This is a genomic window from Bdellovibrio sp. HCB290 (genome assembly GCF_047305925.1).
GTDB lineage: Bacteria > Bdellovibrionota > Bdellovibrionia > Bdellovibrionales > Bdellovibrionaceae > Bdellovibrio.
Map to the genome: position 1 here is coordinate 629336 of NZ_CP178620.1, position 25032 is coordinate 654367.

The 25032-nt window shown below is 46.8% G+C and carries 24 protein-coding genes and 1 pseudogene; 11 read left to right on the forward strand and 14 right to left on the reverse strand.

What is annotated here, in order from left to right:
• Positions 1-56: 56 nt before the first annotated feature.
• From ACLVWU_RS03125 to ACLVWU_RS03135, 3 genes are read left to right on the forward strand one after another with little or no spacing between them, the layout of a single operon-like run.
• On the forward strand, positions 57-527 hold the full coding sequence (locus ACLVWU_RS03125) for a hypothetical protein (protein ID WP_413577240.1): 471 nt from the start codon (positions 57-59) through the stop codon (positions 525-527).
• A 20-nt stretch (positions 528-547) separates the two neighbouring features.
• A complete protein-coding gene (locus tag ACLVWU_RS03130) occupies positions 548-796 on the forward strand; it encodes a hypothetical protein (RefSeq protein WP_413577241.1) in 249 nt (82 codons plus the stop codon).
• Positions 797-800: 4 nt separating this feature from the next.
• Entirely contained in the window at positions 801-1067 is a 267-nt protein-coding gene (locus tag ACLVWU_RS03135; RefSeq protein ID WP_413577243.1) for a hypothetical protein, read from the forward strand.
• 26 nt (positions 1068-1093) lie between these two features.
• Here the strand turns inward: ACLVWU_RS03135 and ACLVWU_RS03140 are convergent, their stop codons facing one another.
• The 8 genes and pseudogenes from ACLVWU_RS03140 to ACLVWU_RS03175 form a co-directional block, all read right to left on the reverse strand.
• Positions 1094-1537 carry a hypothetical protein gene (locus tag ACLVWU_RS03140; RefSeq protein ID WP_413577245.1) on the reverse strand — a complete coding sequence of 148 codons (444 nt, stop codon included), beginning with the start codon at positions 1535-1537 and terminating at the stop codon, positions 1094-1096.
• Entirely contained in the window at positions 1537-2526 is a 990-nt protein-coding gene (locus ACLVWU_RS03145) for a hypothetical protein (RefSeq protein ID WP_413577247.1), read from the reverse strand. Before ACLVWU_RS03145 ends, ACLVWU_RS03140 begins: the two co-directional genes overlap by 1 nt.
• A 112-nt stretch (positions 2527-2638) precedes the next feature.
• Positions 2639-4246 (reverse strand): hypothetical protein, encoded by a 1608-nt coding sequence (locus tag ACLVWU_RS03150; RefSeq protein ID WP_413577249.1) that lies wholly within the window; start codon positions 4244-4246, stop codon positions 2639-2641.
• Between the two features lie 369 nt (positions 4247-4615).
• Positions 4616-5269 (reverse strand): annotated as a pseudogene (locus ACLVWU_RS03155) (NmrA family NAD(P)-binding protein); the annotation flags it as partial.
• 86 nt (positions 5270-5355) lie between these two features.
• Positions 5356-7050 (reverse strand): DNA repair protein RecN, encoded by a 1695-nt coding sequence (gene recN, locus ACLVWU_RS03160; protein WP_413577250.1) that lies wholly within the window; start codon positions 7048-7050, stop codon positions 5356-5358.
• 2 nt (positions 7051-7052) lie between these two features.
• Entirely contained in the window at positions 7053-7955 is a 903-nt protein-coding gene (locus ACLVWU_RS03165) for an NAD(+)/NADH kinase (protein ID WP_413577252.1), read from the reverse strand.
• The gene (locus tag ACLVWU_RS03170) at positions 7955-9988 is read right to left on the reverse strand and encodes a M3 family metallopeptidase (protein ID WP_413577254.1); all 2034 of its coding nucleotides are present in this window, start codon (positions 9986-9988) and stop codon (positions 7955-7957) included. The genes ACLVWU_RS03165 and ACLVWU_RS03170 overlap by 1 nt, the downstream gene beginning before the upstream one ends.
• A gap of 278 nt (positions 9989-10266) precedes the next feature.
• Positions 10267-10950 (reverse strand): hypothetical protein, encoded by a 684-nt coding sequence (locus ACLVWU_RS03175; protein WP_413577255.1) that lies wholly within the window; start codon positions 10948-10950, stop codon positions 10267-10269.
• Positions 10951-11190: 240 nt separating this feature from the next.
• Here ACLVWU_RS03175 and ACLVWU_RS03180 point away from each other — a divergent pair, with 240 nt between their 5' ends.
• The 5 genes from ACLVWU_RS03180 (at position 11191) to ACLVWU_RS03200 (ending at position 14740) form a co-directional block, all read left to right on the forward strand.
• A complete protein-coding gene (locus ACLVWU_RS03180) occupies positions 11191-11700 on the forward strand; it encodes a hypothetical protein (protein ID WP_413577256.1) in 510 nt (169 codons plus the stop codon).
• Positions 11701-11707: 7 nt separating this feature from the next.
• A complete protein-coding gene (locus ACLVWU_RS03185; protein ID WP_413577257.1) occupies positions 11708-12454 on the forward strand; it encodes a hypothetical protein in 747 nt (248 codons plus the stop codon).
• Positions 12455-12553: 99 nt separating this feature from the next.
• Positions 12554-13762: a hypothetical protein gene (locus ACLVWU_RS03190; RefSeq protein WP_413577258.1), complete on the forward strand. Its 1209-nt coding sequence runs from the start codon at positions 12554-12556 to the stop codon at positions 13760-13762.
• A 126-nt stretch (positions 13763-13888) separates the two neighbouring features.
• Positions 13889-14227, forward strand: coding sequence for a DUF2388 domain-containing protein (locus ACLVWU_RS03195; RefSeq protein WP_413577259.1), 339 nt, complete (start codon positions 13889-13891; stop codon positions 14225-14227).
• Between the two features lie 138 nt (positions 14228-14365).
• A complete protein-coding gene (locus tag ACLVWU_RS03200; protein ID WP_413577261.1) occupies positions 14366-14740 on the forward strand; it encodes a hypothetical protein in 375 nt (124 codons plus the stop codon).
• A gap of 52 nt (positions 14741-14792) precedes the next feature.
• Here the strand turns inward: ACLVWU_RS03200 and ACLVWU_RS03205 are convergent, their stop codons facing one another.
• Both ACLVWU_RS03205 and ACLVWU_RS03210 read right to left on the reverse strand, forming a co-directional pair.
• Positions 14793-16577, reverse strand: coding sequence for an AMP-dependent synthetase/ligase (locus ACLVWU_RS03205; RefSeq protein ID WP_413577262.1), 1785 nt, complete (start codon positions 16575-16577; stop codon positions 14793-14795).
• Between the two features lie 49 nt (positions 16578-16626).
• Positions 16627-18555, reverse strand: coding sequence for a protein kinase domain-containing protein (locus ACLVWU_RS03210; RefSeq protein ID WP_413577264.1), 1929 nt, complete (start codon positions 18553-18555; stop codon positions 16627-16629).
• A 65-nt stretch (positions 18556-18620) separates the two neighbouring features.
• Here ACLVWU_RS03210 and coaE point away from each other — a divergent pair, with 65 nt between their 5' ends.
• A complete protein-coding gene (gene coaE / locus ACLVWU_RS03215) occupies positions 18621-19214 on the forward strand; it encodes a dephospho-CoA kinase (RefSeq protein ID WP_413577266.1) in 594 nt (197 codons plus the stop codon).
• Between the two features lie 209 nt (positions 19215-19423).
• Here the strand turns inward: coaE and ACLVWU_RS03220 are convergent, their stop codons facing one another.
• The 3 genes from ACLVWU_RS03220 to ACLVWU_RS03230 all read right to left on the reverse strand — a co-directional run bounded on the left by ACLVWU_RS03220 (position 19424) and on the right by ACLVWU_RS03230 (position 21641).
• Entirely contained in the window at positions 19424-19774 is a 351-nt protein-coding gene (locus ACLVWU_RS03220; protein WP_413577267.1) for an XRE family transcriptional regulator, read from the reverse strand.
• A 642-nt stretch (positions 19775-20416) separates the two neighbouring features.
• Positions 20417-21049 (reverse strand): hypothetical protein, encoded by a 633-nt coding sequence (locus tag ACLVWU_RS03225; protein ID WP_413577269.1) that lies wholly within the window; start codon positions 21047-21049, stop codon positions 20417-20419.
• A gap of 82 nt (positions 21050-21131) precedes the next feature.
• On the reverse strand, positions 21132-21641 hold the full coding sequence (locus ACLVWU_RS03230; RefSeq protein WP_413577271.1) for a hypothetical protein: 510 nt from the start codon (positions 21639-21641) through the stop codon (positions 21132-21134).
• 107 nt (positions 21642-21748) lie between these two features.
• Between ACLVWU_RS03230 and ACLVWU_RS03235 the strand changes: the two genes are divergently transcribed.
• Positions 21749-22942 (forward strand): hypothetical protein, encoded by a 1194-nt coding sequence (locus ACLVWU_RS03235; RefSeq protein ID WP_413577273.1) that lies wholly within the window; start codon positions 21749-21751, stop codon positions 22940-22942.
• Between the two features lie 31 nt (positions 22943-22973).
• Here ACLVWU_RS03235 and ACLVWU_RS03240 read toward each other — a convergent pair whose 3' ends face one another.
• The gene (locus ACLVWU_RS03240; protein ID WP_413577275.1) at positions 22974-23729 is read right to left on the reverse strand and encodes a hypothetical protein; all 756 of its coding nucleotides are present in this window, start codon (positions 23727-23729) and stop codon (positions 22974-22976) included.
• 188 nt (positions 23730-23917) lie between these two features.
• On the opposite strand from ACLVWU_RS03240, the gene ACLVWU_RS03245 reads away from it, so the two are divergent.
• A complete protein-coding gene (locus tag ACLVWU_RS03245) occupies positions 23918-25009 on the forward strand; it encodes a hypothetical protein (RefSeq protein ID WP_413577277.1) in 1092 nt (363 codons plus the stop codon).
• Positions 25010-25032 lie beyond the last annotated feature (23 nt).

Here is a 25032-nt window from a genome sequence, read left to right on the forward strand (position 1 = left end):
CCCTTTGTGAGGACCGAATTTATCGGAGACAATGAAGTTGTAACCGGAGCTGCAACTTGAAAGTTTTCTTGTTATACATCACTTTGATTCTGCCACTTGTCGCTGAAGCTAAAATGCCACTTCGTGAGTTGGATAGTTTAAAGCAGATCATCATCGTTTCACGCGTCGCCATCAACGAACCGTTCAATCCTGACATAGTGAAGTGCAAAATCAAATCCGATGGTCTTGAAGCTAAACTGCAAAAAGCCAAAGACAATGCAAAAAAAAGTTGGAGCCGCCAGGTTCTTACCAAGTCCGACATGCCTCTGTTAAGCAAAGCTATTCAGGGTTGTGCTACGCGGGTCACCTGTGAAGTGTATGATAGCTTTATAACATCCGTGAAGGTGGAACCGGGTATAGAAGCACAAGTGGAGCCATTAAAAATCGTGCTCGATCAGAATTTGCAGCAGCTCACTAAAGATTCCTATAAAGCCGCATTCCCCTCAGTCAAAAATCCCTGCTCACTTTTGAAGGCAATTTCCAGATAGCTATCTGGTCCAGTATAAACATGTATGTGTTTCTAAATGTGGATGAATTGATTTATACTCACATCATGCCTCCACGCAATCGTCCCAGTGAACTTGAAAAATGGATCATGATAACAGCGTTTCTGATCAGCTGTTATTGTGGTTTCATGTTCTTCTGGAGTGTGATTGATGCTGTGGATTCGACGGCACTGATGTATGCACTGGGAGTCCTGGTTTCGTCCTATATCGGAGTTAAGATTGCGGGACCCAGCAAGCGCAGAGTAGACTGACGTCATGCAATTCCTTTGGACTTTGATTCTGATCGCACTCAATCCATTCAATTTGATCGCTCTTTACAGTCGCTACACTGGAAAAATGTTTGTGGGTATGGAACATACGGCAAGCACCGATCCATACAAAGTGTATCTGGTACCTACGCTGGTCTATGCAGTGGTGTGGCTTATTTTGAAATTCTGGCGCCGCTGGAGCTACTGGAACTTGTACTTCTTCTCATTCCTAGGATCCATCGCCGTATTCTACGTCTGGTTCAAATTCGCGTAAATGGTGCCCGGTGCTGGCACCTTTTCTTATTGCATGGTGGCTAGCATGTTTGCCAGCTGGGTCATGCTCATCGCTGTTTGATTTTTTAATCCAATACAAGTTCCCTGAACATAGCGATTGCCATGGTAGAGTTGCATGTTCGCGCGCGGGCAGCTGTTGATGCTGGCACCTTTTAGGGAAGCGATCTGTCGACTTTGTGTAGTCAGGAAGTGGTAATTCGGATCAGACAGACTGCCGATAGTCGGCGAGCCGCCTTTGCTAAAGGCATAGAATTTTCCGCGGGCATCCTGCCAGACCGTGAAATAGTTCTTCTGATTGCCGAAAACAACAACCATACGGAACCCGTTAAAGCCGGCTGACTTCTTAGGGGAGGCCTTGGGGTTGGCTGCTCTTCTTTGCACGCCCTGCTTTTGTGGTGCAGACCATGCGAGAGCCGGAAGAATAAGAAGAAGTGCGATAATGTATTTCATTATTGAACTGCTCCTTTCGAGTCAGCAGGTCCAGAGTTTGGCAATCCCGAAGGTGCAGCTTTTGGAGCTCCCACGGCCTTGGCCATAGCATCCGGATTGCTGGCATCACAGTAAAGATATTGGCTGGAATCGTAGCAGCCGATTTTTTTGCGTAAAGCAGGATTCGCTCCGACAATGCCGTTTATGCGAACTTCAAACTCAGGGTCTTCTGTGAAACCATCATCAGGTCGGCCCACGGAGCATTCGTCGCGATAGGAGTTAGCAATACCCTGGCGCCATTGTGATTGAGTCAGATCTTTATATTTTTGGGAGATATAGTCCGTCACCACTTCAGTAGTCATCCAATCGGTAAATGAGCGGGTGATCTGATCGTTCATGCAAAATCCCACATCCTGAAATGAGGACGAGTTATTCCGTTTTGCGCCGACAGATTTTTCTGATCTTAGGCAGGAAATAACACCCTTGATTGGGTAGGCGGTTTCACTTTGCTCGAGTGTTCTTTCTTTGGGACGGCGAATGATACTGTCAATGCCGCAGGGATTGATCGTCGCAGACAACTCTTCAGAGATCATTTTTGCAGCAGCGAACTCTGACATTCCCGGCTTGGCTTTACAAAGATAGAACGTGTTTTCAGTAGGAGAGAAGAATGAGTTAGGCCACAACGCAGGGTCCAGACTTGCACTCAGATCCTCACAGGAAGTGGAAAATTTCATACCGTTTATTTTGGCGATGATGGCTGTCCGTGTGCTTTCATCAAGCGGCAGCGAGGATACCTTTTTAACAATAGCTTTTTGTACCGAAGGGAAAGTGTCCTTCTTTAGCTTTTCTGTGAAGCTAGACGGGCTGTCTTTGACCGTTCCCACCGTGGTGCCGTCGCTGGCTCCCAAAGACGAGCATGTTGAAGCCGCCAGATTGTTGCATGAATTTTGTTTCTGGGCATGAGCTTGAGCTGAAAGGATCAAACCGATAATTAAAAACGTCTTCTTCATAGATTACAGTTTAAAATTTATTGAAAATTTCGTCTATCTAAGGGGAGGAAACGCGCTCAATTCCAGACCCGGCAAATTGTTCCCGTACTGGACCTTTTAGTTCCATTGGGAATCAGGGCAGGTTTTGAAGTATCCCGGTTTCAAGTCTTCCGGCATTTTGACGTGCGGTCTGGCAGGCCCGATCGAAAAAATTCTCCATTTTTTCATAGCGGCGACTTCTGAAGAAATATTGTGGGTCCTGGGATTTTAATTCAGACAGCAAAGGGCTAGAGGTAAAAAGCATTTGTGCTGATTTTGCCCATGCCGAACAAGTGCCTCTGTTCAATGATTCCCGAAAATCGGAAGTGAACGATTTGGCAGCTTCACTTGAGAATTTAGTGCGAACACGCATACTGAAATCAGCTTCCGTACCATCTTTAAAAGAGATGGCATTTAGCTGGGCGTCAGTTAAAAGCTCACCAACAAGTTTCTTTCCCTTACTGGCTTTTTTAAGCTGCAGTCTTTGTAGCGCGCGGCTGGTACAATTTTCCACGCTGCCAGTTTCGCCTATCATTACTTTTAATAGCGTATCCAGGCAGGCTTGTTGCGCGTCTTCGATAAAGCGACTGTCCAGTTTGTCGGCGTTCTTTTTCGCTTTTGCCAAAGCTCCGTTATATAAAACATTATTGGCAACCTTTTTGGTTTCAGTGCGGGACTTCGATGCCAAACAAGCTGACGAAGAAAGGTATTCCTTACCGTCAAAAACCCGTTCTTTCAGCAGATCGTACTTCAATGGTTGCTCGGTTTTTAGGCGGGAGCCCCCAAAGCGAAATGCGACGACACTTTCTGCAAAGTCTTCGTGGGGATTGGTTTTGCCATATAAGGACACCGCTTTTGACGGATCGACCAGGCTGTACGTTCTGTTGGATTTATTTGCATCTCTGACTGCCCAGCCGCCCACTTTAAGCCATTCGGGTGATTCATCCAGATTTTTTTTTCGGGCAACCACGTGACCCAGTTCATGCAGCAAAGTTTGCTGTCGCTCTGGCAAAGTCAGGTTGTTCCAGTAATCAAAAATTTCCATTGTGGAGTTGGCAACGCTTTCACCCTCTGGAAGTTTCACTCGGCTGCCGCGTTTGCCATGAATAAGTTTGCGATTGTAGTCCAGCGGGTACAACTCAATGGGATAGTCCGACAGGGCTGCCAACACGTCATCAAGTTCATCACTGGTCCATGGAGAGGCGTTTGCAGCGCGCAGATGCGATCCGTTGAAGCCAAAATGTTTTAACATGTATAAAAGCTGAATACCCACGCGCGGGCCATAAATCGACTGCGTCGAACACACGACTTTGTCGCAGTGAGATTTCAAAGTCAGTGGGGCGGCCCCGCTAAGGGAGATATCCATCGAATGCAGATCGCGGAAGAGTTGTAAGAGTTCCGGATCTTCATCTTTAAATTTAATACCGTACAGGGTCTCTGATTTCTTCTTCAGGCTGGAGGGCTGAAGTTCAGCCAGCATTTCTGAATCACTGGGGGGACGCTGGATTTTACATGGTGCCGTTGCAACTTGTGAAGGTGCGACAGACCACCACTCCAACGGACCAGCGAAAAGTGTGCTCGGCATAAAATGAACAGTGCTGATTGCACAGGTATGTGTCGGTTGATCGTTGGAGAAATCCTCTGATGCAATACCCATCACGCTGAAAAATAAAATGCCGGAAAATAAAGCCCACTTCGTCATTCAGAAACTTATCGGATTTTGGATAAGATTCTGAATGAAAACGAAATGGGAATTCAATGTATCAATACGGGACGAGGCATTCGTAAACTAAGGGTGTGCTTCGAAAGAACCACTGGATCGACGCGACTTCTGGGCTGCCACAGCCTGATTGTAGGCGTGCAGGAATGCGGACCGGGCAAAACGCTCGATGGAAGTTACGGTCGAGTTGTTTTTGTCCCTGCTGTATGTGGCTGCAATAATGCCGTTACTGGCTGCATGGTCCAGTTCAATAAGTTCATTCGCCATGTTTTCGGACATCCCAGCGCCAATCATATAGTTGCGTAATTCCGTATCCGGAACTTCGGCATATTCCAAAGTAGGCTTGCCAATCGATTGCCCCAACACCCGGGCAATTTCCCGATAGGTCAGTGTGCGTTCACCCAAAAGATACTCAACGTTATGAGAGCGGAATTGAGGGTTTGCCAATAGAAAAGCCGCCCGGGCCGCCACGTCTTTGGTTGCCACCATATCAATTGGAGCATCTTCTGGAATAATTCCAAATATTTTGTCCATAGCCAGGATACTGGGAATTTCCTGAATCAGATTTTCCATGTAATAAGTGGGGCGTAAATGAACGATATTCAAAGCGCGAATATTGTTAAGGCGCTCTTCCTGATCATGCAAAGCCAGCACCGGACCGGTTCCACTTTCCAAATCCGCACCGACACTGCTTAGATGAACAACGTGTTTGATCCCGCTTTCTTCGACGGCTTCGGCGATCACCTCACCGATTTTGTTAGCGTGATAACGGGGCTCATCCGCTTTGATATCCGGGGGAGTCATAAGAAAGGCGGCCGAACATCCCTCAAGGGCATGCATCATCGTATCGACGCTGTTGGCGTCACCGGTCACGATATCCGCGCCAGCAAATTGATCAGGGTCAGGGAAGTGTCGCGCCAGGAGGCGAACTTCATGTCCTTGGGAGAGAAGTTCCATGGCGACTTTCGAACCCACATGTCCGGTTGCACCCATCACTAGAATCATAGCTATGCCTCCTTCGAGTACTTATATTCTAAAAGGAGGCAACAGGCTTGGACACCTTAAGTGGTGTGTATATTCACAGGGTACTTTTAGCGGGCTTCAACCAAAAGCTGTTCAGCATGGGCGACCGACGTTTTGGAAATTTTCTCGCCACTGATCAAGCGGGCGATTTCCTGAACGCGATCCTTTTGCTTAAGCTCTGAAACCAGCATCGCCACAGATTCTTTCTGCGGTGATTTTTGGATAAAGAAGTGTGTGTCGCCAAACGCTGCCACTTGTGGCAAGTGAGTCACGCAGATAACCTGCTGACCTTTTGCAATGGTCTTAAGTTTGCGACCCACTTTTTCAGCCGTTTCACCTGACACACCGGTATCGACCTCGTCGAACAGATAGGTGCGGGGTTGATTGGTGGAGCCAACAACGCGTTTCAAAGACAACAGGATACGACTCAACTCTCCGCCCGAGGCAAACTTCGCCAGTGGACGTTTAACGTCTTTTGCCGAGGTTTGGCTTAGGAATTCAACATCGCTCAAGCCTGTGGAGCTTAAGTCCGTCATCTTTTCAATTTGCACATGGAAAGTGACACCCTTCATGTTCAAATCCAAAAGTTCGGAATTCACATTATCAGCTAAAAGTTCAGAACCTTTTAGGCGGCGTTTATGCAACTCCTGGCCCAATACTTCCAGCTCTTTCAGCAACACAGCAGATTCTTTGCGAAGAGTTTCAATTTTCGCATCCGAGTTTTGCAGATTGGAGATTTCAATTTCCATCTCCATCAAAGCCTTAAGGATATCGTTAACAGAAGCACCGTATTTTTTCTGCAATTTGCGCAGGTCACTTAAGCGGCCTTCGACTTCTTCCAGGCGTTGTGGATCGGCGTCGATCTTATTGGCGTAATTGCGAAGCTCGTAAACGCTTTCGTCGATCAAAGCCTGGGCTTGTTCCAATAATTCCAGCTTGGTACCGATTTGCGGATCCACGCTGGCAAGTTCCTGGCCTTTTTTCATAACTAATTTCAAACGGCTGATGGCAGAGTCATCGTCCGTGTAAAGTGCCGATTCCGCCTGATCCACGAAGGAGCCAATGCGGTTGGCGTTCTTAAGCTTTTTAACTTCAGTCTCAAGCTCGATGTCTTCACCCGGGGATAAATCCAGATTTGCAATTTCGTCACGCTGATAGATCAAGAAATCAAGGCGTTGCGCTTTTTGTTTGGCATCGCTTTCCAATTTTTTGATCTCTTCAAAGATACCGTAGTAGCGGTTGTACTTTTCCGTGAACAACAGACGCTTATCCCAAGTGCCCGCATACTGATCCAGCAAATCCAGATGGTAAGCCTTGGACATCAGGTTGCGGTTTTCGTGCTGGCCTGTCATTTCGATCAACGGAGCTGAATGACCTGCAAGTTCCACCAACGGAGCCACGATATCGCGAAGACTGTTTAAAGTTGAAAGACTGCCATTCAGATAAACCTTGGATTTATCACCAGAGCTTAAAACGCGGCGAACGATCAGAACGTCCTCGTCAGCATCGATGCCCATGTCCTTAAGGTTTGCCATGATGTCAGCGCGTTTGCTGATATCAAAGGAACCTTCGATGGTAGCTTGCGTAGAACCCGTGCGAATGGTGTCGCTGGAGCCTTTGCCGCCCATCAATAGGGATAAACTTTTTAGCAGAACGGACTTTCCTGCACCGGTTTCACCGGAAAGAATGTTCAAGCCATCCTTGAAAGTGATGTGCAGGTTTTCGATGATCGCAAAATTTGAAACTTTAAGCTCTAGAAGCATAATTAAGTCCGGTCTCCGAATTTAAGTTTTTCACGAAGTAAATGGAAGTAATTGTGATCAGGATGTCTGACCATCCAGTGATCGTAAGGGGAGCGAGTCAATACGACTTCGTCATCGGCATTGATCTCGGCCACCTTCTGTCCGTCGACGATGAAATGTGCCTTGTGGGTTTTCCCGTCCAGCTGAAAAGAAAGACGGTTCTTATCGGGCACAATCAAAGGGCGTGACGTCAGGCTGTGAGGCGCGACCGGAGTCACCACCAACACTTGGGCTTCGGGATGCAGAATCGGACCGCCAGCGGCCAGATTGTACGCCGTTGATCCCGAAGGGCTGGCAACGATGAAACCATCGGCCTTCACTTCACTAACCAGGTGTTTGTCAGAATAAATTGCCGTATGGATCAGCTGTGACATCGAACCTCTTTCGATGACCACATCATTCAGTGCGTGGAATTCGCCTTTGGCTTTTCCTTTGCGCAGAATTTTAGCGTGAATCATCGAACGGGGGCGAAGTTCCATCTGGCCATCCAAAGTGTCTTCGATGACTTCCATGGTGGCATCTGCACTGTGGGCCGTCAGGAACCCAAGGGAACCCATGTTGAATCCCAAAATAGGAACATCACGTCCTTCAAGTATACGAACCGCACGAAGGTAAGTGCCATCACCACCCAAAACTATAACCAACGACAATGAGTCGAGCTGTTTTTTAGTCGACGCCAGCTTCGTTCCCGGCACCAGTCTTTGTCCTGGAGCCGTGAAAACCTGATGACCTTGTTTTTTTAAAAACTCGGCCACCTTTTTTGCCAGCGCTACGGCGCGGTCAGTTTCCAGACGATAGACCAAAGCGATATTGCTTTTAGCTGGAATAACCAATTTGCTTTTCGTACTTGTCGCGGTCTTTTTCATTAAATCAATCCATCACGTCTTAGCAATGCATTTGGATCTGGTTCACGGCCACGGAATTTCTTGTAAAGGTCCATAGGATGTTCTGTGCCGCCCTTGCTCAAGATAAACTCTTTGAACTTGCGGGCTACTTCCGGAGAGAACAAGCCCTCTTCCTTGAAGTATTCAAATGCATCCGCATCCAAAACCTCGGCCCATTTGTAAGAGTAATATCCTGCAGAGTAACCGCCTGCAAAGATGTGGCTGAAGCTGCAAGAGCTATTAGTGCCAGGGACCTTCGGGAACAAACGAGTTTCGGCCGTGGCCTGTTCTTCGAATGCATCCACATCCGTGATCAGAGACGGATCTGCCGTGTGCCATGCCATGTCCATCATGCCGAATTGCAATTGACGGCAGGAAGCATAGCCAGCCTGGAATTTTTGGGAGGCTTTTAGTTTTTCAATAAGCGCAGCAGGCATTGGTTCATTTGTCTCGTAATGACGGGCAAACAAATCCAAACCTTCTTTTTCACCAGCCCAGTTTTCCATAATTTGTGATGGTAGCTCTACGAAATCCCAGTAAACGCTGGTGCCGCTAAGAGTTTGGTAAGTCACATCAGAAAGCATTCCGTGCAAAGCATGACCGAATTCATGGAACAAAGTACGAACTTCGTCGTAAGTCAAAAGCGATGGCTTCGTTGGAGTCGGCTTCGTGAAGTTACACACGATGCTGATATGTGGGCGTTTCAATTCTTTACCAAACAACCCTTGGGCACGGTATTGAGTCATCCATGCGCCGCCTTTTTTCGTTTCGCGCGGGAAGAAGTCTGTATAGAACAAGCCCATGTATTTTCCAGCTTCGTCGAAAATCTCGTAAGCTTTCACTTCCGGATGATAAACCGGGATGTCCTTGTTTTCCTTGAACGTCAAACCGTAAAGTTGCTTCGCGTGCAGGAACACACCTTCAACTACGTTTTCAAGTTTGAAGTAAGGGCGCAGATCTTCTTCATTGAAAGCGTACTTTTCCTCTTTCAGTTTTTCGGAGTAATAACCGAAGTCCCAAGGTTTCAATTCAGGAATTGCATCCAACTGGGCGGCATAGGCAAAAACTTCAGAAACGTCACGTTGTCCTGCTGCTTTGGAAGCATCCAGAAGTTTGTGCAGGAAAGTTCCCACTGTTTTTGGATCTTTCGCCATACGTTCTGCCAACACGAACTCCGCATGAGTTTTAAAGCCTAAAAGATTGGCGCGCTTCGCACGAAGGGTTACAATCTTTTTTACGATTTCCTGATTGTCGAACTCGCCACCGAAAGCGCGTGAAGTATATGCTTTGGCCATTTTCTCGCGCAAAGCACGGTTGTTCGCGTAAGTCATGAATGGCAGATAAGAAGGGATTTGCAGATTGAACAACCAGCCTTTTTTGCCCTTAGCCTGCGCTGCTGCTGCCGCACCTTCCAGAATACCTTCAGGAATGCCGGCAACGTCTTTGTGATCTTCCAAAATCATTTCAAAAGCATTGGTCGCCTTCAAAACATTTTCGGAATACTTGGGACCAAGTACCGACATCTCCTGATCGATTTGACGAAGAGTTTCCTTGTCAGCCGCAGACAACAAAGCACCGTTGCGGGTGAATCCCAGATAAGTTTTTTCCAGCAGACGAAGTTGTTCTGCGTTCAGCTTCATGGAACTGCGATTGTCATAAACTTGTTTTACGCGTTTGAAAATTTCCTCATCCAAAGAGATGTCTGATTCCATCGCAGTCAATTTTGGATAGATGTCTTTGGCCAAAGCCTGAAATGATTCATCAGAGTTGGCAGATTCAAGATTGCCATAGACACCTGCGATGACGCCGGCCAATTCAGTGGCTTGTTCCAAAGCAAAGATCGTGTTTTCAAAGTCCGGAGTTGCCGTGTTGGATTTGATTTTTTCAATATTGGCTTTTGCCAATTTCACAGCTTCATCCAAAGCGGGCAAGTAGTGCTCAACTTTGATTTTATCAAATGGCACTGCTTGATCTTTGGCAGTGAAAGGCATCAAAAAGGGGTTGTTGGAACTCATAAGAATACTCCTGGTTGAGAGCTAATAAAACGCCTCTGGTTATCCCTTGAGAATAGCGCAAAATAAAGGAAAAAAGCCTCTAGTTGCCGGTATGTTTTTTATTTAAAATTTGGTGCTTTTTGGTGATACTTCGGGACGCATTTGCTGCGCCTCAATATGAAAGGGCTCTTAGAGGTAGTTCCCGCTAAGAGCCCATGAATAATGCGGCATATAACCGGTAAAAACCGGAGAGGAGGCCGCACTCCTCTTAATTTATTAAGAATTTATTAAATCAAAGATTAGAAACCGAAACCGAATCCAACGCCGAAGCCAACACCGAAACCTGCGCCACCGTATGGATAGTAACCAGGGTTGTAGTTGTAGTTATAGTTGTAACCAGGTTGTTGGTAACCCCAGTTGTAGTTTTGACCTGTAGTGCAAACACCCAAACCAGAACCTACCAAAACTTCCTGGCAAGTTTGGCCAGCACCGCAAGAGTTCGCTTGATTCATCAAGCAGCTTGTTGCGATGTTTCCGGAACAGTTTGCACCGTTACCACCAGGGATATTGGAAACCTGTTGGAAGTTATAGCCGGACTGTGGAGCGTAGAATCCATAAGGCATTGATGAGTAGTTGTTGTACTGGAATTGATAGAAGATATTCCAGTTAAAGCCGGTTTGTACACGATAGCAACCCATACCCATTACAGAGTTGTAGGCCGGAGCGTATCCCAGTGGACAACCGCAAACTCCATAAGATTGGAAGTAATTCAGATAGTTATTGTTCACGCCACCGTTTGGAAACGTATATGGCATCCATCCAGTGTACTGACTGTAAACTCCGTTATTGCACAGAGTGCTCGAAGTAATACAGCGAGTGTCACCTTGAACAGGAGTGGTGGCTACACCGTTGCCACCGCCGCCGCCACTGTCACCGCAAGCAACTACCATCAATGTCATTAGAGCTACGAAGAGCTTTTTCATGGAAACTCCTTCAAAAATTAAAACTTCAACACCGCCTTGTAATTCAAGTCCCGTGCCCCCAGTGTCTCACCTTGAAACTCACTTATATTCGATCTGGATGGCAGAATTTGCAGTGAGCATGCCGCTTTTGGGCACCTCGCGCCGCAAAATAGTAGGCAGCCGGGATTTTGAATGGCAGCATTAGGAAGTAATCACTCCGATAAGTCGGAATGTAAGTTTGTCTATCGAAAGGAATCGATAATGAAATACATGGGATGTTTGCTGTCTCTACTTTTGGCTCTTCCGGCAAGTGCTGCTATTCCATCTAAAAAGGTGCAACCGGGACCTAAGATTCTTTCAGGAAAAGGTGAACTTTTCGGTGGTATCGCCGGTAGTGGTTTTACACTTTTAGATGTGCGCAGAACTGGGGATAAAAGCAAAAAAGTCGAGCGCGTGGTATTTGACGTAGGCGATAAGAATGGCCAAAAAATCAAAGGTTGGCCAGGATACTTCCACGCAGAACTAAAGAACAATCCACAACGATTGATTTTGTCGTTCTCGCAAATGCCAGCTTCATTGGTGAACGAAGTTGCTTTGAACTATCGTTTGAAAAGTTCATTCGCAGTTAAAAAAACCGCTCTTAGCATGGACCCTCTGGACAGCTCTTTGAATCTGACTATGGATCTTAAGCCAAATACGAAAGTGCGCGTTTATCAGGTGGCGGGCAAAAAAACGACTTCCAAAGTCGTCGTGGATTTGATGGCGGAGTAACTCCTCGGTGAGGTTTTATTTCCTTTGTAGCATTCTTGTTCTGTTAGTGGCTTCTGCGGAGGCCAAGGTTTTGGATATCACCCGTGATTCCATGGCACCTTATTTCACTCTTTCGGGTGGTCCTTCATCACTAAGCTCGAATGGTTATGCCGGTGAAGCCACTGGAACTTCTGTTTCAGGTGAATCCAAATACACTTACGGTGGCGAATTTGGATTTTTACTTTCACGAAAATTCGTAAACGTGGCCTTCGGTATCGGCATCATCAAGCCCTCCATGGTAGAGGGATTTTCTGGAACAGACACAGGCGGCACGCAGCTATTTACAGGTGACAGCGAAGTGTTGGCGTTTGCTCCCAGAATCACCGTGGAGTTCAATCTTCAGGGAGATCCGGTCTCGCGTTCTTTTATTTCCTTGGGGGTGGGATACGCGGATGTGAAACTATCCAACTCCTACACTCTGACAGCGGCGGGGAGTGCGGCTTACCCCGGGGCAGCTACGGCGATTGAATCCAAAGGATCGGCTACTGAATTAACGGCAGGCTTGGGTTACGAAGGTATACTATCGGATTCAACGACTTATGTTTTTCAGTTCGGCTATCGTCAGTTGCGTGTGGATCATTTAAAATACACTAAGGACTACTCGACATTTAACGGCCCTGTCACAGCGGGTGAAACAGTGATGAATGGCGCGTCGAATCGAGAGCTGAACCTTTCTGGTGGCTTCTTATCCCTTGGATTTCGCTTCTATTTATAGAGTTCTTTTTACATTGCAAATTAATAAGACCCTTGAGCTTTGGCATCAAATAGTCACTGTGCTATAGCCAAACTCCTTTTTAGAAATGGAGTTACAGCTATGTTCACGAAATGGATTTTCTCTGTATTGTCTCTAGGTCTTATTCTTTCCGCTCAGGATGCATCTGCATATCTGGTAGCAACGGAACCTGCTCGCTTGAATCCCAATGTCGCTACAGACATTTACATCGCGGGATTTGGCGGGGATCAAGGTAATCAATTCACTCACTCGGCAGTTCTTGGGGCGCGCATTTCCCGGGATCGTTTTCCACAAAGACAACGTGTGATTATCGCAGCAGTTAACAATAGCGCTGGGTACGAAGGTGGTCTGCTTACTAAAGGCGGATTGACCCTTCGTCGTGCAGACAAAGACGGCCTGACGGGCGAGCGTCTGGTACAAACTTTAAATAATCTTGGTGTGCGCGCAAGCTCATTGCAGTTTTATGGTCACGCCAACACTTACAACGGCTTCCGTCTGCAAACCAAATACAAACGCCTGGATCATGATGATGAATCCTTTGCTCTGTTGGGCCGCTTTATTAGAACTGATGGCTTTGCAGTTATTCACTCCTGCAACTCAGCCTGGTTCCTGGCGCCTACGGCTGCGAAGCTTTGGAATCGCCCGGTGTTTGGTTCTTTCGCGGGATCTAACTTCCAAAATCTAAAAAGCGATGGCAACTGGTACTACAACGATCCGGGATTCTATCCTGCAAACCTGTCCTGGAAATCCAGCACATCTCAACTTACAAAGAACAATCTTAGCTGCGCTGACGGTCGTTGTGTTCGCTTAAAGCCAGTGAATATCCCGTACCATGATTCCTTCGGCAGATTCAGCCGTGGTTTGGGTTTCTATAAGGTCTTCGCACCGGATGCGACGCAGATCCCACGTGCGTTGGTTCACTTGACGATGCTTTATCCGACGAACACGGCGGCGACACCGGCGTCCACTCGTACAGAGTTCGCTAAGGCCTTGGCTGATTGGATGTGTCCTTCAGATCGTTCCCAGGCGAAATACAAAGCCTGCCAGGCAGCTATCTTGAACGAAGAGTTTCGCTCCAAACCTTACATGAGCTTCTTCGAGGGAACTTCAATTTCCTGCAATAATAGCAGCTGCAATACGCGCGTGAAGTGTAAGGCCTTCAAGGTTGTGTTCTCTGTCCCATGTAAAACCTATGATGTGGCCGAGGGACGCTCCACAGTGTTTAGTGATACTTTGAAGCAGGCCTTCCAGGGGTTTGATGAGCTTCAAGCCGGGGAGTTTAAGTTCTAGCCCGGTCACCACGGGTGAACATTTTCGAACAAATTAAATGATGAATAAATTCATCCTCATTTTGCAGCCATTGATAACTCAGTGGCTGCGGAATATAAATGCGCCGATAAATAAATCGAGGTGTTTATGTTCACGAAAAAAATGGTGATTTTTACTGCGATTCTTACTTCTTCAACTGGTGCCTTAGCTCTTGATGGTAAAGATGCTGCCGGTGCTGTTGCGGCGGCTACTACGATGGCTCCAATTTGGACTGTAGCTGGTCCTTTCCTTACAACAAAAAAGGCCATGTCTAACGAGCAGTACAAAGTTCTTGTGGACGCTAAAGACGACGCTGCTATCTTTCTTGGAACAGATGGTGAAGTTCGCGGTGTAAGTCTGCAACGCGCTTTGGAACTTGTTCGCACAGCTCAACCAAAAGCCGCTGTTTCCGACATGGAAATCGCAGAAGCTATCTTGGCTCTGTAGTTCAGAACTGTGACAATGTTCCGCTACTTTCCATTTCTTAGGCACATGCAACGTGCCCAAATGCACCCAATTGCATTTGCCTATGGAATGGGATTCGCAAAGGTCTTTACATCCTGAAGCTTCAGTTAGGGGTGTGCGATGAAATACCTGATTTCCATTCTAATAATCCTGGCATCGACTCAATCAATTGCAGCAGGCAAGACCTGTATGGCTGTATATGCTGCGGGCCTGGGTTATTTCTTGAATGAAAATGGTGTGCAGCTGGGCGATAAAGCTGAATTCACGACGGGGCAAAGTACCCAGGATGAACGCTATAAGGTGAGTCTGAAAGAGGACGGCACCGTGAGCTTGCTGCATATAAAAGGAAACTTTGAACTTCCCTTAGCTCTTACCTTCAATGACGGCTCAGTCACAATCTATCAAAGCGAAGATCAAGCGCTTTATCCTGAAAACGTTCCGGGTGCGCGGATTGGGACAAGTTTCATCTATGTTGGTTGTGCGCAAGAACCTTAGTTGAACTTAGATTTTCGCTGAAATAAAAAGCCCGGTTTGTACCGGGCTTTTTTTATGCATACATCTTTTCGATTTCGGTGCTGAACTTCTGATCCAGCTTTTTGCGTTTTAACTTCATCGAAGGTGTCAGCTCGCCATTTTCCACTGTCAGCTCAATCGGCATGATGACATGCTTTTTGATGCTCTCGTAGCTGGCCAGACTGCTGTTGGCGTCGGCTACAGCGTGACGGATCAACTCGTCAACAAAGGCACTTTTGCTTAAGTCATTCCAGTCAGTAAACTTGATGCCTTTTTCTTTCGCCAAAGTCGTAACTGCTGCCTGATCCGGGAAGATCAAAGCTACGATGTATTTCTTTTGATCGCCATGAATTAGAGCGTGGGAAATATACGGGGAAAGAACCAACAAAGATTCCAAGCGCTGTGGCGCCACGTACTTACCACCGGCAGTTTTAATCAGATCTTTTTTGCGATCTGTGATGCGCAGGTCACCGCTTTGCGTGATCTCGCCGATGTCGCCAGTGTGGAACCAGCCATCAGTGAAGGCCGCATCAGTGGCTTCTGTGTTTTGATAGTACTCGCGCATTACTTTTGCAGATTTAACTAAGATCTCGCCGTCGGCTGCGATCTTAAGTTCAACGTCGCCAATCGGGCGACCTACGCTGCCAAAGCGATAGTTGAAAGGAGTGTTCACAGTGATTGCGGCTGTGGTTTCAGTAAGGCCATAACCTTCCAGAATTAGAATTCCGGCAGAGTGGAAGAACATCGCGATTTCTTTTGAAATCGGCGCGCCACCGCTGATGGCAAAACGCAGACGACCACCAAAGGCCTCTGTGATTTTGCCTAAGACTAATTTTTTCGCCAGTTCGTATTTTGCCAACAAGCCCACCGGCAGAATTTGGCCAGAAAGTTTGTACTCGCCAACCTCACGACCGATTTCAACTGCCCAGTTGAATAACTTCAACTTCAAAGGCTTGGTTTGTACTTGCGCTAAAATCGCGCTGTGGATTTTTTCAAATATTCTTGGCACTGAAACCAGAATAGTCGGGCGGATGTCAGCCAGATTGCCGCGAACCTTTTCCAGGCTTTCTGCATAGGCCATAGTGAAGCCAATGTACAGGTGACCCCAATGTTCGATACGGCCTAAAATATGGGCGTAAGGTAGGAACGACAATGATGTGTCTGAAGGATTGGCTCCTGCAAACGGGAAGGCTTCGCTGACTTCGCTGAACGCCTGCAAATGGGTTAGCACCACGCCTTTTGGCAATCCCGTTGTACCGGAAGTGTAAAGGATAGTGGCCATATCATCAGATTTCAATGTCTCGCAAAGATCTTTGTAGCAGCCAGGATGGCTTGCCAGATACTCCGCACCTTTTTTCATCAACTGATTCCAGGAGATGTTTTCAGAAGGGGAGTGAGTCGTGTCCATCAAAATGATTTTTTCGACATGCGGGCATTTGGAGCGGATGGATTCGAAAGTTTTTAAAGGACCACGACTTTCAGTAATTAGAAAGCGCGCTTTGGAATTATTCAGAATGAACTCGACGTCTTCAGCGATATTGTTCTGATAGATTGGAACAGTGATCGCCTTGATTCCAAAAATGGCGTAATCAGCTACGGACCACTCGTAACGAGTATTGGCCATGATGGCCACACGATCGCCGGGTTTGATACCCATGGAAAGCAGGGCAGCACCCAACGTTTCGATGTCTTGATAATATTGTTTCCAGGATTTTTCTTCCCACTTGTTGCCGGACTTATATTTCACAGCCACGGCTTGGGGATCTCGTGACGTCATTGTCAAAATGGAATGACCTAAGGTCAGAGGTTTCGTCTTCATGATGAAATGCTCCTGTTGCTAGTCTCTGGCAAAAGCTCTGTAAAGAAAACTATTTTAAATACAGTTCGATCGTTTGTTTCTGATTGGCTGGAATAGTCACAGTTCTTTCCGCTGAAAGACCTGTCACTTTATTGTAAGCCTGAATCTTAACTCCGACCTCTGCTTGAATCGTATAGCCCTCGTGTTGAGAGCGTATAGCCACCGGAACACCGGCAATTCTTAATTCAGAATTTGCGCCACCATTCACGATGTTGATGAAAACAGATGCCACTCTTGGAAGAACTTGTAAAGAGCCAGTAAATGAATACGCCTCATAAGTCGGAGTTACTGTCGTAACCAGGTCCGTATAGCCCTCTTTAACCAGACGCAAGCTGAATGGCGTATTTGCCTTTCGTTGCATGCTGTAAGGAGTGAACTCACCCGTATCCACACCATCGATGACAATGCGGGCTTTGGATGGAGTACTGTAAATTGAAACCGAATAGTTTGGTGCTGTAGTTGCAATCTCTGTGGTTTGCGGAGCTTCGGGAGTTACCGCTGCTACCGGAGAGCGTGCAGGTTCAACAGGCGTGTGCTTTGGAGCCATGCCCAATTGTTCAATGGCAGATTTCTCGCCCTGGAAGTTCTGAAGTCCATAGAATATACAAACACCACCAACGATCGCGATCGCGCCACGCAAAACCCATGTCATCGCATTGGATGATTTTTTGTATGGGATTCCCGGTGCAGTACCGGATCTGCTGTTAGGCGAGCGAGATATACCACCCGTACGAGTTTGCGTGCTGGTGTTGGTATTTGTGACTGTGTGATTGCCGAAAGTTTTTGGCTTAGGCGGCGATTTCAAATCATTTAAATCCACACGGATGTCTGTGGAAGTGTCGATGTCAAGATTACCATCTTCAACAGCGGCCGAAACCTTTGGAGGAGTCGGGATGCTTTGAGGTGGAATGCGTGTGTCAGTTTGTGTGACAACTGTTTTGTCTTCGCCTGGCTGTACCGTGGATTGAATTTTTGCAAACTCAACCTGCTTGCGGCGTTGTTCAAGGAACGCTGCCGAAAACGCATTCTTCATGAATACCGAGAAATCCTGCGGAGAGAACTCCGGGTACTGTGTATTCAGGAATCTGTTCAGATCACGATGAAAAGCCGCTGCCGTCTGATAACGAAGGCTGCGATCTTTAGCCAAAGCTTTATTAACGATTCTTTCCAGTTCCGGAGGAACGGAAGGATTGATTTTGCGGATACTAGGGATTTGGCACTCGCGGATTTTGCGCAGGATCGCGGCTTCACTGTTGGAAGTGAAAAGACGATCGTTGGCTAATAGCTCCCACAAAACGATACCCATCGAGAAAATATCCGTGCGAGGATCGATGTTTTGACCATCGGCCTGCTCGGGACTCATGTAGCCGTATTTACCTTTTAAAGTACCGGCTTTTGTAGCTTCAAGTTGAGTTTCTGCTTTGGCGATACCGAAATCGATGATTTTAACTTCACCTTCAAAGCTGACCATGATGTTTTGCGGACTCATGTCGCGATGAACGATATTCAAAGGCTTGCCAGTTGTACCGTCGATACAACGGTGCGCGTGATCCAGACCCGCCGCCACTTCCTTCATCATGTATACGATTTGTTCGATCGTGAAGGAGGTCGTCGTCTTTTTAAGTTCATTCAGAATCTGGCGAAGGTTGCGGCCTTCCACAAACTCCATGACCAGGAAAAATTGACTCTTTTCGACACCGAAGTCATAAATTGAGACTACGTTACCGTGGTTCAGGTTGACGGCGATTTTCGCCTCTTCCTTGAACATCTCAATGAATTCCTGGTGATCAGAGTACTGGGGAAGGATACGTTTGATGGCAACAAACTTATTCACACCTACAGCGCCTGTAGACTTGGAAAGATACACTTCGGCCATACCGCCAGCAGCGACTCTTTCCAATAGAATGTATTTACCGAATTGTTCTACAGCTTGAGACATGAAATCATGTTCCCCTTTGGATGGACTATCGGTAAAATAGAATGGCAGCTTAAGGAGAATTGGCTATGAAATGGATAGGACTGACCGGAGGTATAGCTTGTGGCAAGAGCACAGTCAGTCGTATGTTGCGCGATCGTGGCTATAACGTTCTTGATGCCGATGAGGTTGCCCGCGAAGTTGTAAGACCGGGTACACCTGGACTTAAGGCTGTCGTGCAAGAGTTCGGTGATGTGCTGCTACCAGACGGAAGTCTAGACCGCAGAAAGCTCGGTCAGATCGTTTTTGGCAATCCTGACAAGCTTCATGTTCTTGAATCCATCACTCATCCCTTGATTCGTAAAGAGATCGCTCGTCGTCGTCAGGTGTATGAAGATATGAAATTGCCTCTGGTGATTTACGATATCCCCTTACTTTTCGAAACCCGCGCGCGGGATCAGTTTGACCAGATTGTGGTGGTTACCAGCACCAAGAATCAACAAAAGGAACGTCTGCTTCGCCGCAACCAACTGACCGAATCCGAAATCGACATGCGCATCGCCTCGCAAATTCCCGTTTCAAGCAAAGAAGCCGAAGCCGACTTTGTCCTGCAAAACAACCGCGACGAACAACACCTGCTAAAAGAAGTCGACCGCCTCGACTCGTGGTTAAAATCCCTTTAATCTAATTCACCCAAATTGCTTATGTGCAAGATCCACATCCGATTCGGATGCGGCGGTATGGCATTAAGTTGCAAAGGTATGCCGTACCTTTTGGCGGTGCTTCGAATCAGTCGAGTGCTTGCGTTCAAAGTTGTCGTTTTCACTTCCGCTGCGGAAATAGCATGAAGGAAGTGAAAGGTACGGACTTACCTCAGAAAAGATTGGATTCCCTAGGCAACTCGAATCTTCACTTCGGGGCGAATTTTGGCGAGCAATTCAAGCAGCTTGTCGATAGTAAAGCGTCCGTGATGGTAATGAAGGATTTCACTCACACGTGAATCTGTTACCCCAAGGCGCTGAGCCAGTTCACGTTGGTTAATGTCCTCTTGCCTGCGGTATTTAATAAATTGCGCACACAGTTCGTGCTTTGTTCTTTCCACTGGTCCGGCGTCAGAGGGAAGTGCCTTTGATGCGGGTTTTTTCTCTAGCTTCTTGTCGATTTCTTTCCATTGGTCCTCAGTGGGCCAGCCTGGAGGAGGCGTCTTGCTGATTTTGTAAGGACGTTTAGTCGCTTTCTTCATTTCGATCTCCTATAGGCATTTCGAATTCCAATGTAGCTCCCGTCAGACGGGATTACTAAAATAAGCCGATACAGCTTTCGATTGTGTTCAGTATCGACTTCAAAATAGCTAAATCCGTGGGACTGGGCTACGGGATCGATTTCTTCACTATTAAGGCGAACCAGTAAATTCAAAATCAGTTCGTCATTGATGGAGCTACTATGCTTGACCTCGTAATGAGGATCGATCCACACCTCGCTGAAGTGTTGCTCGTTTAGAACTATTTCTAATTCATAGACGCGAAACACTTGGTACCACCATATCATTGTTTCCCAAATTTGGGAAACTTATTGGCAAATTAAGGGCAAGTTGTTGATTTTCCATGGTAACCTCTGTTTGGCTCATCTACGGATTCAATGCCTATGCCATTGGTAATGATGGTCAATTTGAACTTATGGGGAATTTTGGTGTTCTTGTTGCGGACAGAGGTGTCAGTTCATACATCCGAATCGGATGCGGCACTAAGTCGTGATGCCGCTTGGATCGATGGTGAAGTGTGGACAGGGGTGTCAGTTTGTACACCCGTAGCGGGTGCGGCGATATGTCATTGAGAAGTGTGCATCGCGGATAAAAAAAAGGGAGATCTTAGATCTCCCTTTTTCGTTATTTAAGAACGACTTGAATGTATGTCGATGATCCCAGCTTCGTGCGGTAGGAAGTGCCGGGGCAGATTCCGTTGCTTTTGCTTGCCCATGCCAGCTGATCTTCAGATGTAGAACGCTCCACTTTCCATGTGAGGTCTTCCTGTTGTTTGATTTTGTAGTTCACAATTTTCACAAGCTCCACATTGTTGGTTCTTGTGATCGGCGTGCAGCGAGCAGGGTTGTAGGGATCACCTGGTCTTGGAGTTGGATTGATGCCGCCCACTTGGTAATCAGTGCGAGTGCCTTTAATGATCTGGGAAGTTCTTTCAGAAATTTGGAAAGTTCCGTCAGCCAAAACCTGGCCTTTCACTTTTCCTTTAGCATCAACCAGCTTGTCACCTTTGATGTCGTAAGTTCCAAGGAAGTCATTCGTTGCAAGGCAATCAATCACTGCGAAGTCCATCGTGATGGAAGTTGCAGAACGTTTTAGGTTCATCGCGATTTTACAGTTTTCGTATTTGCGAACTGTCTTTTTGCCGCTGAATTGATCGTAAGAAACAGTCATTGTGCCCAATCCGCGAAGTTCACCAAGTGAACTGGCGCTGGCAGCGGAGCCCACGATCAGGGTCATAACAAGTGCGAAGAATCTCATTTTTATCTCCTCTGTTAGGTCCAGAAGAGATATCAACGGAAGAACTTAGATGCAACGAGGGAACAGGTAATGAAGCAAATTGTCAGAAATTAAAGCCGTACCCAGTAATGGCGTAAAGATCCACGCCCACAACCGCAAGGCCCGCGCCCATTTCAAAGAAAAAGGTCTCTCCGACGCCAACACCACCACGAACGCGGAATCGTTTGATTTGAACGATATTTCCAAGCTCATCATCGGGGTCCAAAAAAGTTCCTACCGCTAGGCGGGCATAGGGATAAAAGCGATCGTTTTCAAGATTCCAGCGATGCGCACCAAAGATCCCGATATTATTGTCTTCGCCAAATTCAATGTGCAGATCCCACGCAGGGCGCTCTCGCTCTAGAGTGGCGATTCTTAGTCCGTAGGTGAGTCCTTGTGGCCATTCGTCATTTTCAACGACGTGACCGCCGCCAAATCCACCAAACACTCCCAGCTGCCAAGTCGGCGCAGGAGTTCTTAGTGCCGCAGCTTTATCAGACAAATATGGATCATCTTCCCCAGTCAGAGGCTGAGTATCTAAAGAAGTCTTCGCAGAGGGAGCTGCATGACTCATATTTGTGAACAAGACCAAGGTCAAAAAAAGTGGCAGAATAATAACTCGCATAAGAAAAAGTATAAATTACGTCTACAATCTTTGTAAAAGTAAATTGGAGACAATCTATGTTCAAAAGAGGATCTTTTCTCCTCTCGACCGTTCTTTGCGCATCAGTTTTGACGGAAGTGGCACTTGCCGCAGAATCAATGAGTACGACGATTCACCATCAGTACCAGGCACCTCGTGCATTGGGGATGGGGGATGCGTTTGTCGCGGTCGCTGACGACTACACTGCGATTTTCTATAATCCGGCAGGGTTGGCTCGCCGTGAAAGTGGTCAGATTAACTTATCAATGAGCATTGCAGCTACACCAGGTGCTAAAGACTTCTATGATGAATATAAAGAGATCGAGGATTCGAATCTTTCCGAAGTGGACAAGAACACGGCCTATATTAACTTGATCGAACGTCACTATGGTGACAATTACGGAATTCGTATCACACCGATGGAAGGTGTTTGGGTTCGTCCTAAATGGGGTGTGGCGTTTATTCCCGCCGACGTATCAGTGCAAATGCAAATGCATCGAAGTATTGCGGCGGCAATCGATACCAAAGTGTATGCCGATTCCACATTAGCGTTGTCGTATGGTGATGATTTTAGCTGGTTTAACAACGGCCGCTTTTCAATGGGACTTACTGCGAAGTTCGTTAACCGCGGCTTTTACAGCAAGATTATTCAGTCCACTGATTTGGCAACCAGCGATCAGATCGTTAGAAAAGAAGATCTGTCTGAGGGATATACAATCGACGCTGATATCGGAATGTTGTGGACACCGGAGATTCCAAGTGAAGGACTTTGGAGCTTTTTGCAAATGGCTCGTCCGACTTTTGGTGCCGTAGTTAGAAACGTTGCAGAGACGGGTTTTAATAACTCTCTTAAGTTGATCAATAAAGAAGAGCAAACTGTTAATCCGGCTCCAGAAAAGCTTTATCGAGTTTTCGACGTTGGATCTCGCTGGGAATATCCAAGCGCATGGATTTTCGGTGGCCGTGGGGTTCTGGATGTACGTGACTTGGGTCATCCTGATTTCAACTGGAGAAAAGGTGTCCACGCGGGTTTAGAGTTCGATTGGTTTGTCTATAGCTGGTGGAAAGGACACTATCGTGTGGGCTTGAGCCAAGGCTACTGGACTGCTGGATTGTCAGCTGAACTTGGTATTTTCAATCTGGATTTAGTCAGCTATGCCGACGATGTCGGCACCAGAAATACACCGGTTGAGAGCCGGGTGTATGCAACAAGACTTAACTTGGACTTCTAGAAATAAAAAACTCCTCTTTCGAGGAGTTTTTTTATTTCCATTTTGCTATTAGTTCTTTTCCAAGATCTTCAAGTTGAGTTGGAGTCAGCGCAGCTAATTCTTCAGGAGTAATTGTCGCGGCTTGTAGGGCTTCGTCTATCGGGCCACAGATGTCTTGATTTGCTCCGACTTGACCGCATGATAACGCGTAGACTGCTTGAACAGATCCAGCAACGGCGGTGATGGTTTCGACAGCTTTATCAAAATCAGGATCTCCTGCGCTTCCTGTAGTCAGAACACCCTCAATTTCAGTAATCAAGTTCGAAATTTCAGCATCTGTGCAGCTCGCAATACCTCCAGAGCAAGAAGTAAATTCAGATGTTGAAGAGGCAAGGGCTGTCGCGCTTTTTGCCATGGCTCCCATGAGCGCCAATCCAGGCGAACCCGATTTTGTGCAATACTCTGCCGTGGTATTTGCTAAACCAGTGGATCCATTAAAATTTAAAATAGAAAGCATTGTTGCTGTGTCGCCGTCTTCTTGAAGAGCGGTGAATGCCTCAGCGAGGTTCTCAGCTGTTGTTACTCCAGATTCAAGAAATCCAGCAGCGCAGCGAATGGCGTATGCATTTTCTGATGTTAAGCTTGAGATCCCAGATACACAGGACTGGGCTGTTAAAGAGGTCGCCTTATCCAAACAGTACTGGGCTTCCATGATCATATCTTTTTCTGATTGAGCGCCTTCACAACCTGCAAGCAGGGCAGCGCACGAAAGACCAGCCACCAAAGCTGTAACTTTAAAATTAACCATCGCAAAACTCCTCGGACGTAGACCTTTTTGTTTGCTATATGATTACTTATCGGACTTTTATCGGGGGGCTTAATGCTGGACTTACCTCCGTATTTATCTGATACGTCTCAATGTGAGGCTGGTCCCAACCGATAAGAAGTTTGACGGAAAATTTTGATTTTTCGCGAGTTTAACGAACGGGTGGAACTATGAAACGGATTTTGTGGATCACCATCATTCAAATTGTCTTGCTGATCGCTTTCACTTTTGATGTGAATGCGGCAGAACGACGTTCTTTCTATTCAGGTGTGCGCTGTCAAGCGATGGGCGGAGCCTGTCTTGCAGTCGTGAACGATGAAACAGCTTTGATTGTGAACCCGGCAGCTCTTGGTAAGCTTCGTGATTTTTACGGCACGGTTCTAGATCCTGAAGTTGAGATGAACGCCAATGCCTCAACTATGTATTCAGCGGGCGGAATTTCCAATCCATTTAACCTGTCAGATATTAAAGGTGCCTTGGATTCCAATCGTGGCAAATACTATCACGCCAAAGGACAGATATTTCCATCCCTGGTTATGCGCAACTTCGGTATCGGTCTTTATAACAATTATTTGTTGGATGCCGAAATGAGCTCCGATGGTTCAACCATCGACACCTACTATAGAAGTGACCTGGCGCTGGTGCTGGGGTTTAATTTCCGATTCTTTGATGGGCGGATAAAGCTGGGTTTTAATACCAAGCTGATCGACCGTATTGAAGCAGATAACAGAACACTAAGCAGTGCCGGAGCGTTGGATTATGCTGCCATTGCGAACTCTGGCATGGGGCTATCAACAGATGTTGCTTTGATGTTGTCAGCACCTTGGACATATATTCCCACGATCACCGCAGTCTTGCACGATGTGGGTGGAACCAGCTTTAATCAAACAGATTCAATTCGTCAGGATTCCGCAACTTCCAATCGTCCCAATTTGGTAAAGCAAGATCTGGACATTGCAGCGGCGTTATTCCCTATTCACACCAATTATGTGCGCTCGTCGTGGACTTTACAATACAGTGGCTTATTAACATCATCCGATGAAGAGGATAAGGCCAAATTGATCCACGGAGGGATGGAATTTAACTTCGGCGATGTGTTCTTTTTGCGTGCAGGTTATAATCAAAGGTATTGGACCGCAGGGATGGAAATCGCATCCGAGAGATGGGCATGGCAGTTCGCCAGCTACGGCGAAGAAATCGGCACCTCGACCGCACCTAGAGAAGATCGCAGATACAATATGAAATTTTCACTGAGGTTCTAAAGGATAGGCATGTACGTGTTGAA

Coding starts and splice junctions, on each gene's coding strand:
- ACLVWU_RS03180 (WP_413577256.1), top strand. CDS start 11,191: ATGAAATACATGGGATGTTTGCTGTCTCTACTTTTGGCTCTTCCGGCA.
- ACLVWU_RS03150 (WP_413577249.1), bottom strand. CDS start 4,246: ATGACGAAGTGGGCTTTATTTTCCGGCATTTTATTTTTCAGCGTGATG.
- coaE (WP_413577266.1), top strand. CDS start 18,621: ATGAAATGGATAGGACTGACCGGAGGTATAGCTTGTGGCAAGAGCACA.
- ACLVWU_RS03175 (WP_413577255.1), bottom strand. CDS start 10,950: ATGAAAAAGCTCTTCGTAGCTCTAATGACATTGATGGTAGTTGCTTGC.
- ACLVWU_RS03165 (WP_413577252.1), bottom strand. CDS start 7,955: ATGAAAAAGACCGCGACAAGTACGAAAAGCAAATTGGTTATTCCAGCT.
- ACLVWU_RS03230 (WP_413577271.1), bottom strand. CDS start 21,641: ATGAGTCATGCAGCTCCCTCTGCGAAGACTTCTTTAGATACTCAGCCT.
- ACLVWU_RS03170 (WP_413577254.1), bottom strand. CDS start 9,988: ATGAGTTCCAACAACCCCTTTTTGATGCCTTTCACTGCCAAAGATCAA.
- ACLVWU_RS03135 (WP_413577243.1), top strand. CDS start 801: ATGCAATTCCTTTGGACTTTGATTCTGATCGCACTCAATCCATTCAAT.
- ACLVWU_RS03220 (WP_413577267.1), bottom strand. CDS start 19,774: ATGAAGAAAGCGACTAAACGTCCTTACAAAATCAGCAAGACGCCTCCT.
- ACLVWU_RS03210 (WP_413577264.1), bottom strand. CDS start 18,555: ATGTCTCAAGCTGTAGAACAATTCGGTAAATACATTCTATTGGAAAGA.
- ACLVWU_RS03195 (WP_413577259.1), top strand. CDS start 13,889: ATGTTCACGAAAAAAATGGTGATTTTTACTGCGATTCTTACTTCTTCA.
- ACLVWU_RS03200 (WP_413577261.1), top strand. CDS start 14,366: ATGAAATACCTGATTTCCATTCTAATAATCCTGGCATCGACTCAATCA.
- ACLVWU_RS03235 (WP_413577273.1), top strand. CDS start 21,749: ATGTTCAAAAGAGGATCTTTTCTCCTCTCGACCGTTCTTTGCGCATCA.
- ACLVWU_RS03130 (WP_413577241.1), top strand. CDS start 548: ATGTATGTGTTTCTAAATGTGGATGAATTGATTTATACTCACATCATG.
- recN (WP_413577250.1), bottom strand. CDS start 7,050: ATGCTTCTAGAGCTTAAAGTTTCAAATTTTGCGATCATCGAAAACCTG.
- ACLVWU_RS03205 (WP_413577262.1), bottom strand. CDS start 16,577: ATGAAGACGAAACCTCTGACCTTAGGTCATTCCATTTTGACAATGACG.
- ACLVWU_RS03245 (WP_413577277.1), top strand. CDS start 23,918: ATGAAACGGATTTTGTGGATCACCATCATTCAAATTGTCTTGCTGATC.
- ACLVWU_RS03140 (WP_413577245.1), bottom strand. CDS start 1,537: ATGAAATACATTATCGCACTTCTTCTTATTCTTCCGGCTCTCGCATGG.
- ACLVWU_RS03145 (WP_413577247.1), bottom strand. CDS start 2,526: ATGAAGAAGACGTTTTTAATTATCGGTTTGATCCTTTCAGCTCAAGCT.
- ACLVWU_RS03240 (WP_413577275.1), bottom strand. CDS start 23,729: ATGGTTAATTTTAAAGTTACAGCTTTGGTGGCTGGTCTTTCGTGCGCT.
- ACLVWU_RS03190 (WP_413577258.1), top strand. CDS start 12,554: ATGTTCACGAAATGGATTTTCTCTGTATTGTCTCTAGGTCTTATTCTT.
- ACLVWU_RS03225 (WP_413577269.1), bottom strand. CDS start 21,049: ATGAGATTCTTCGCACTTGTTATGACCCTGATCGTGGGCTCCGCTGCC.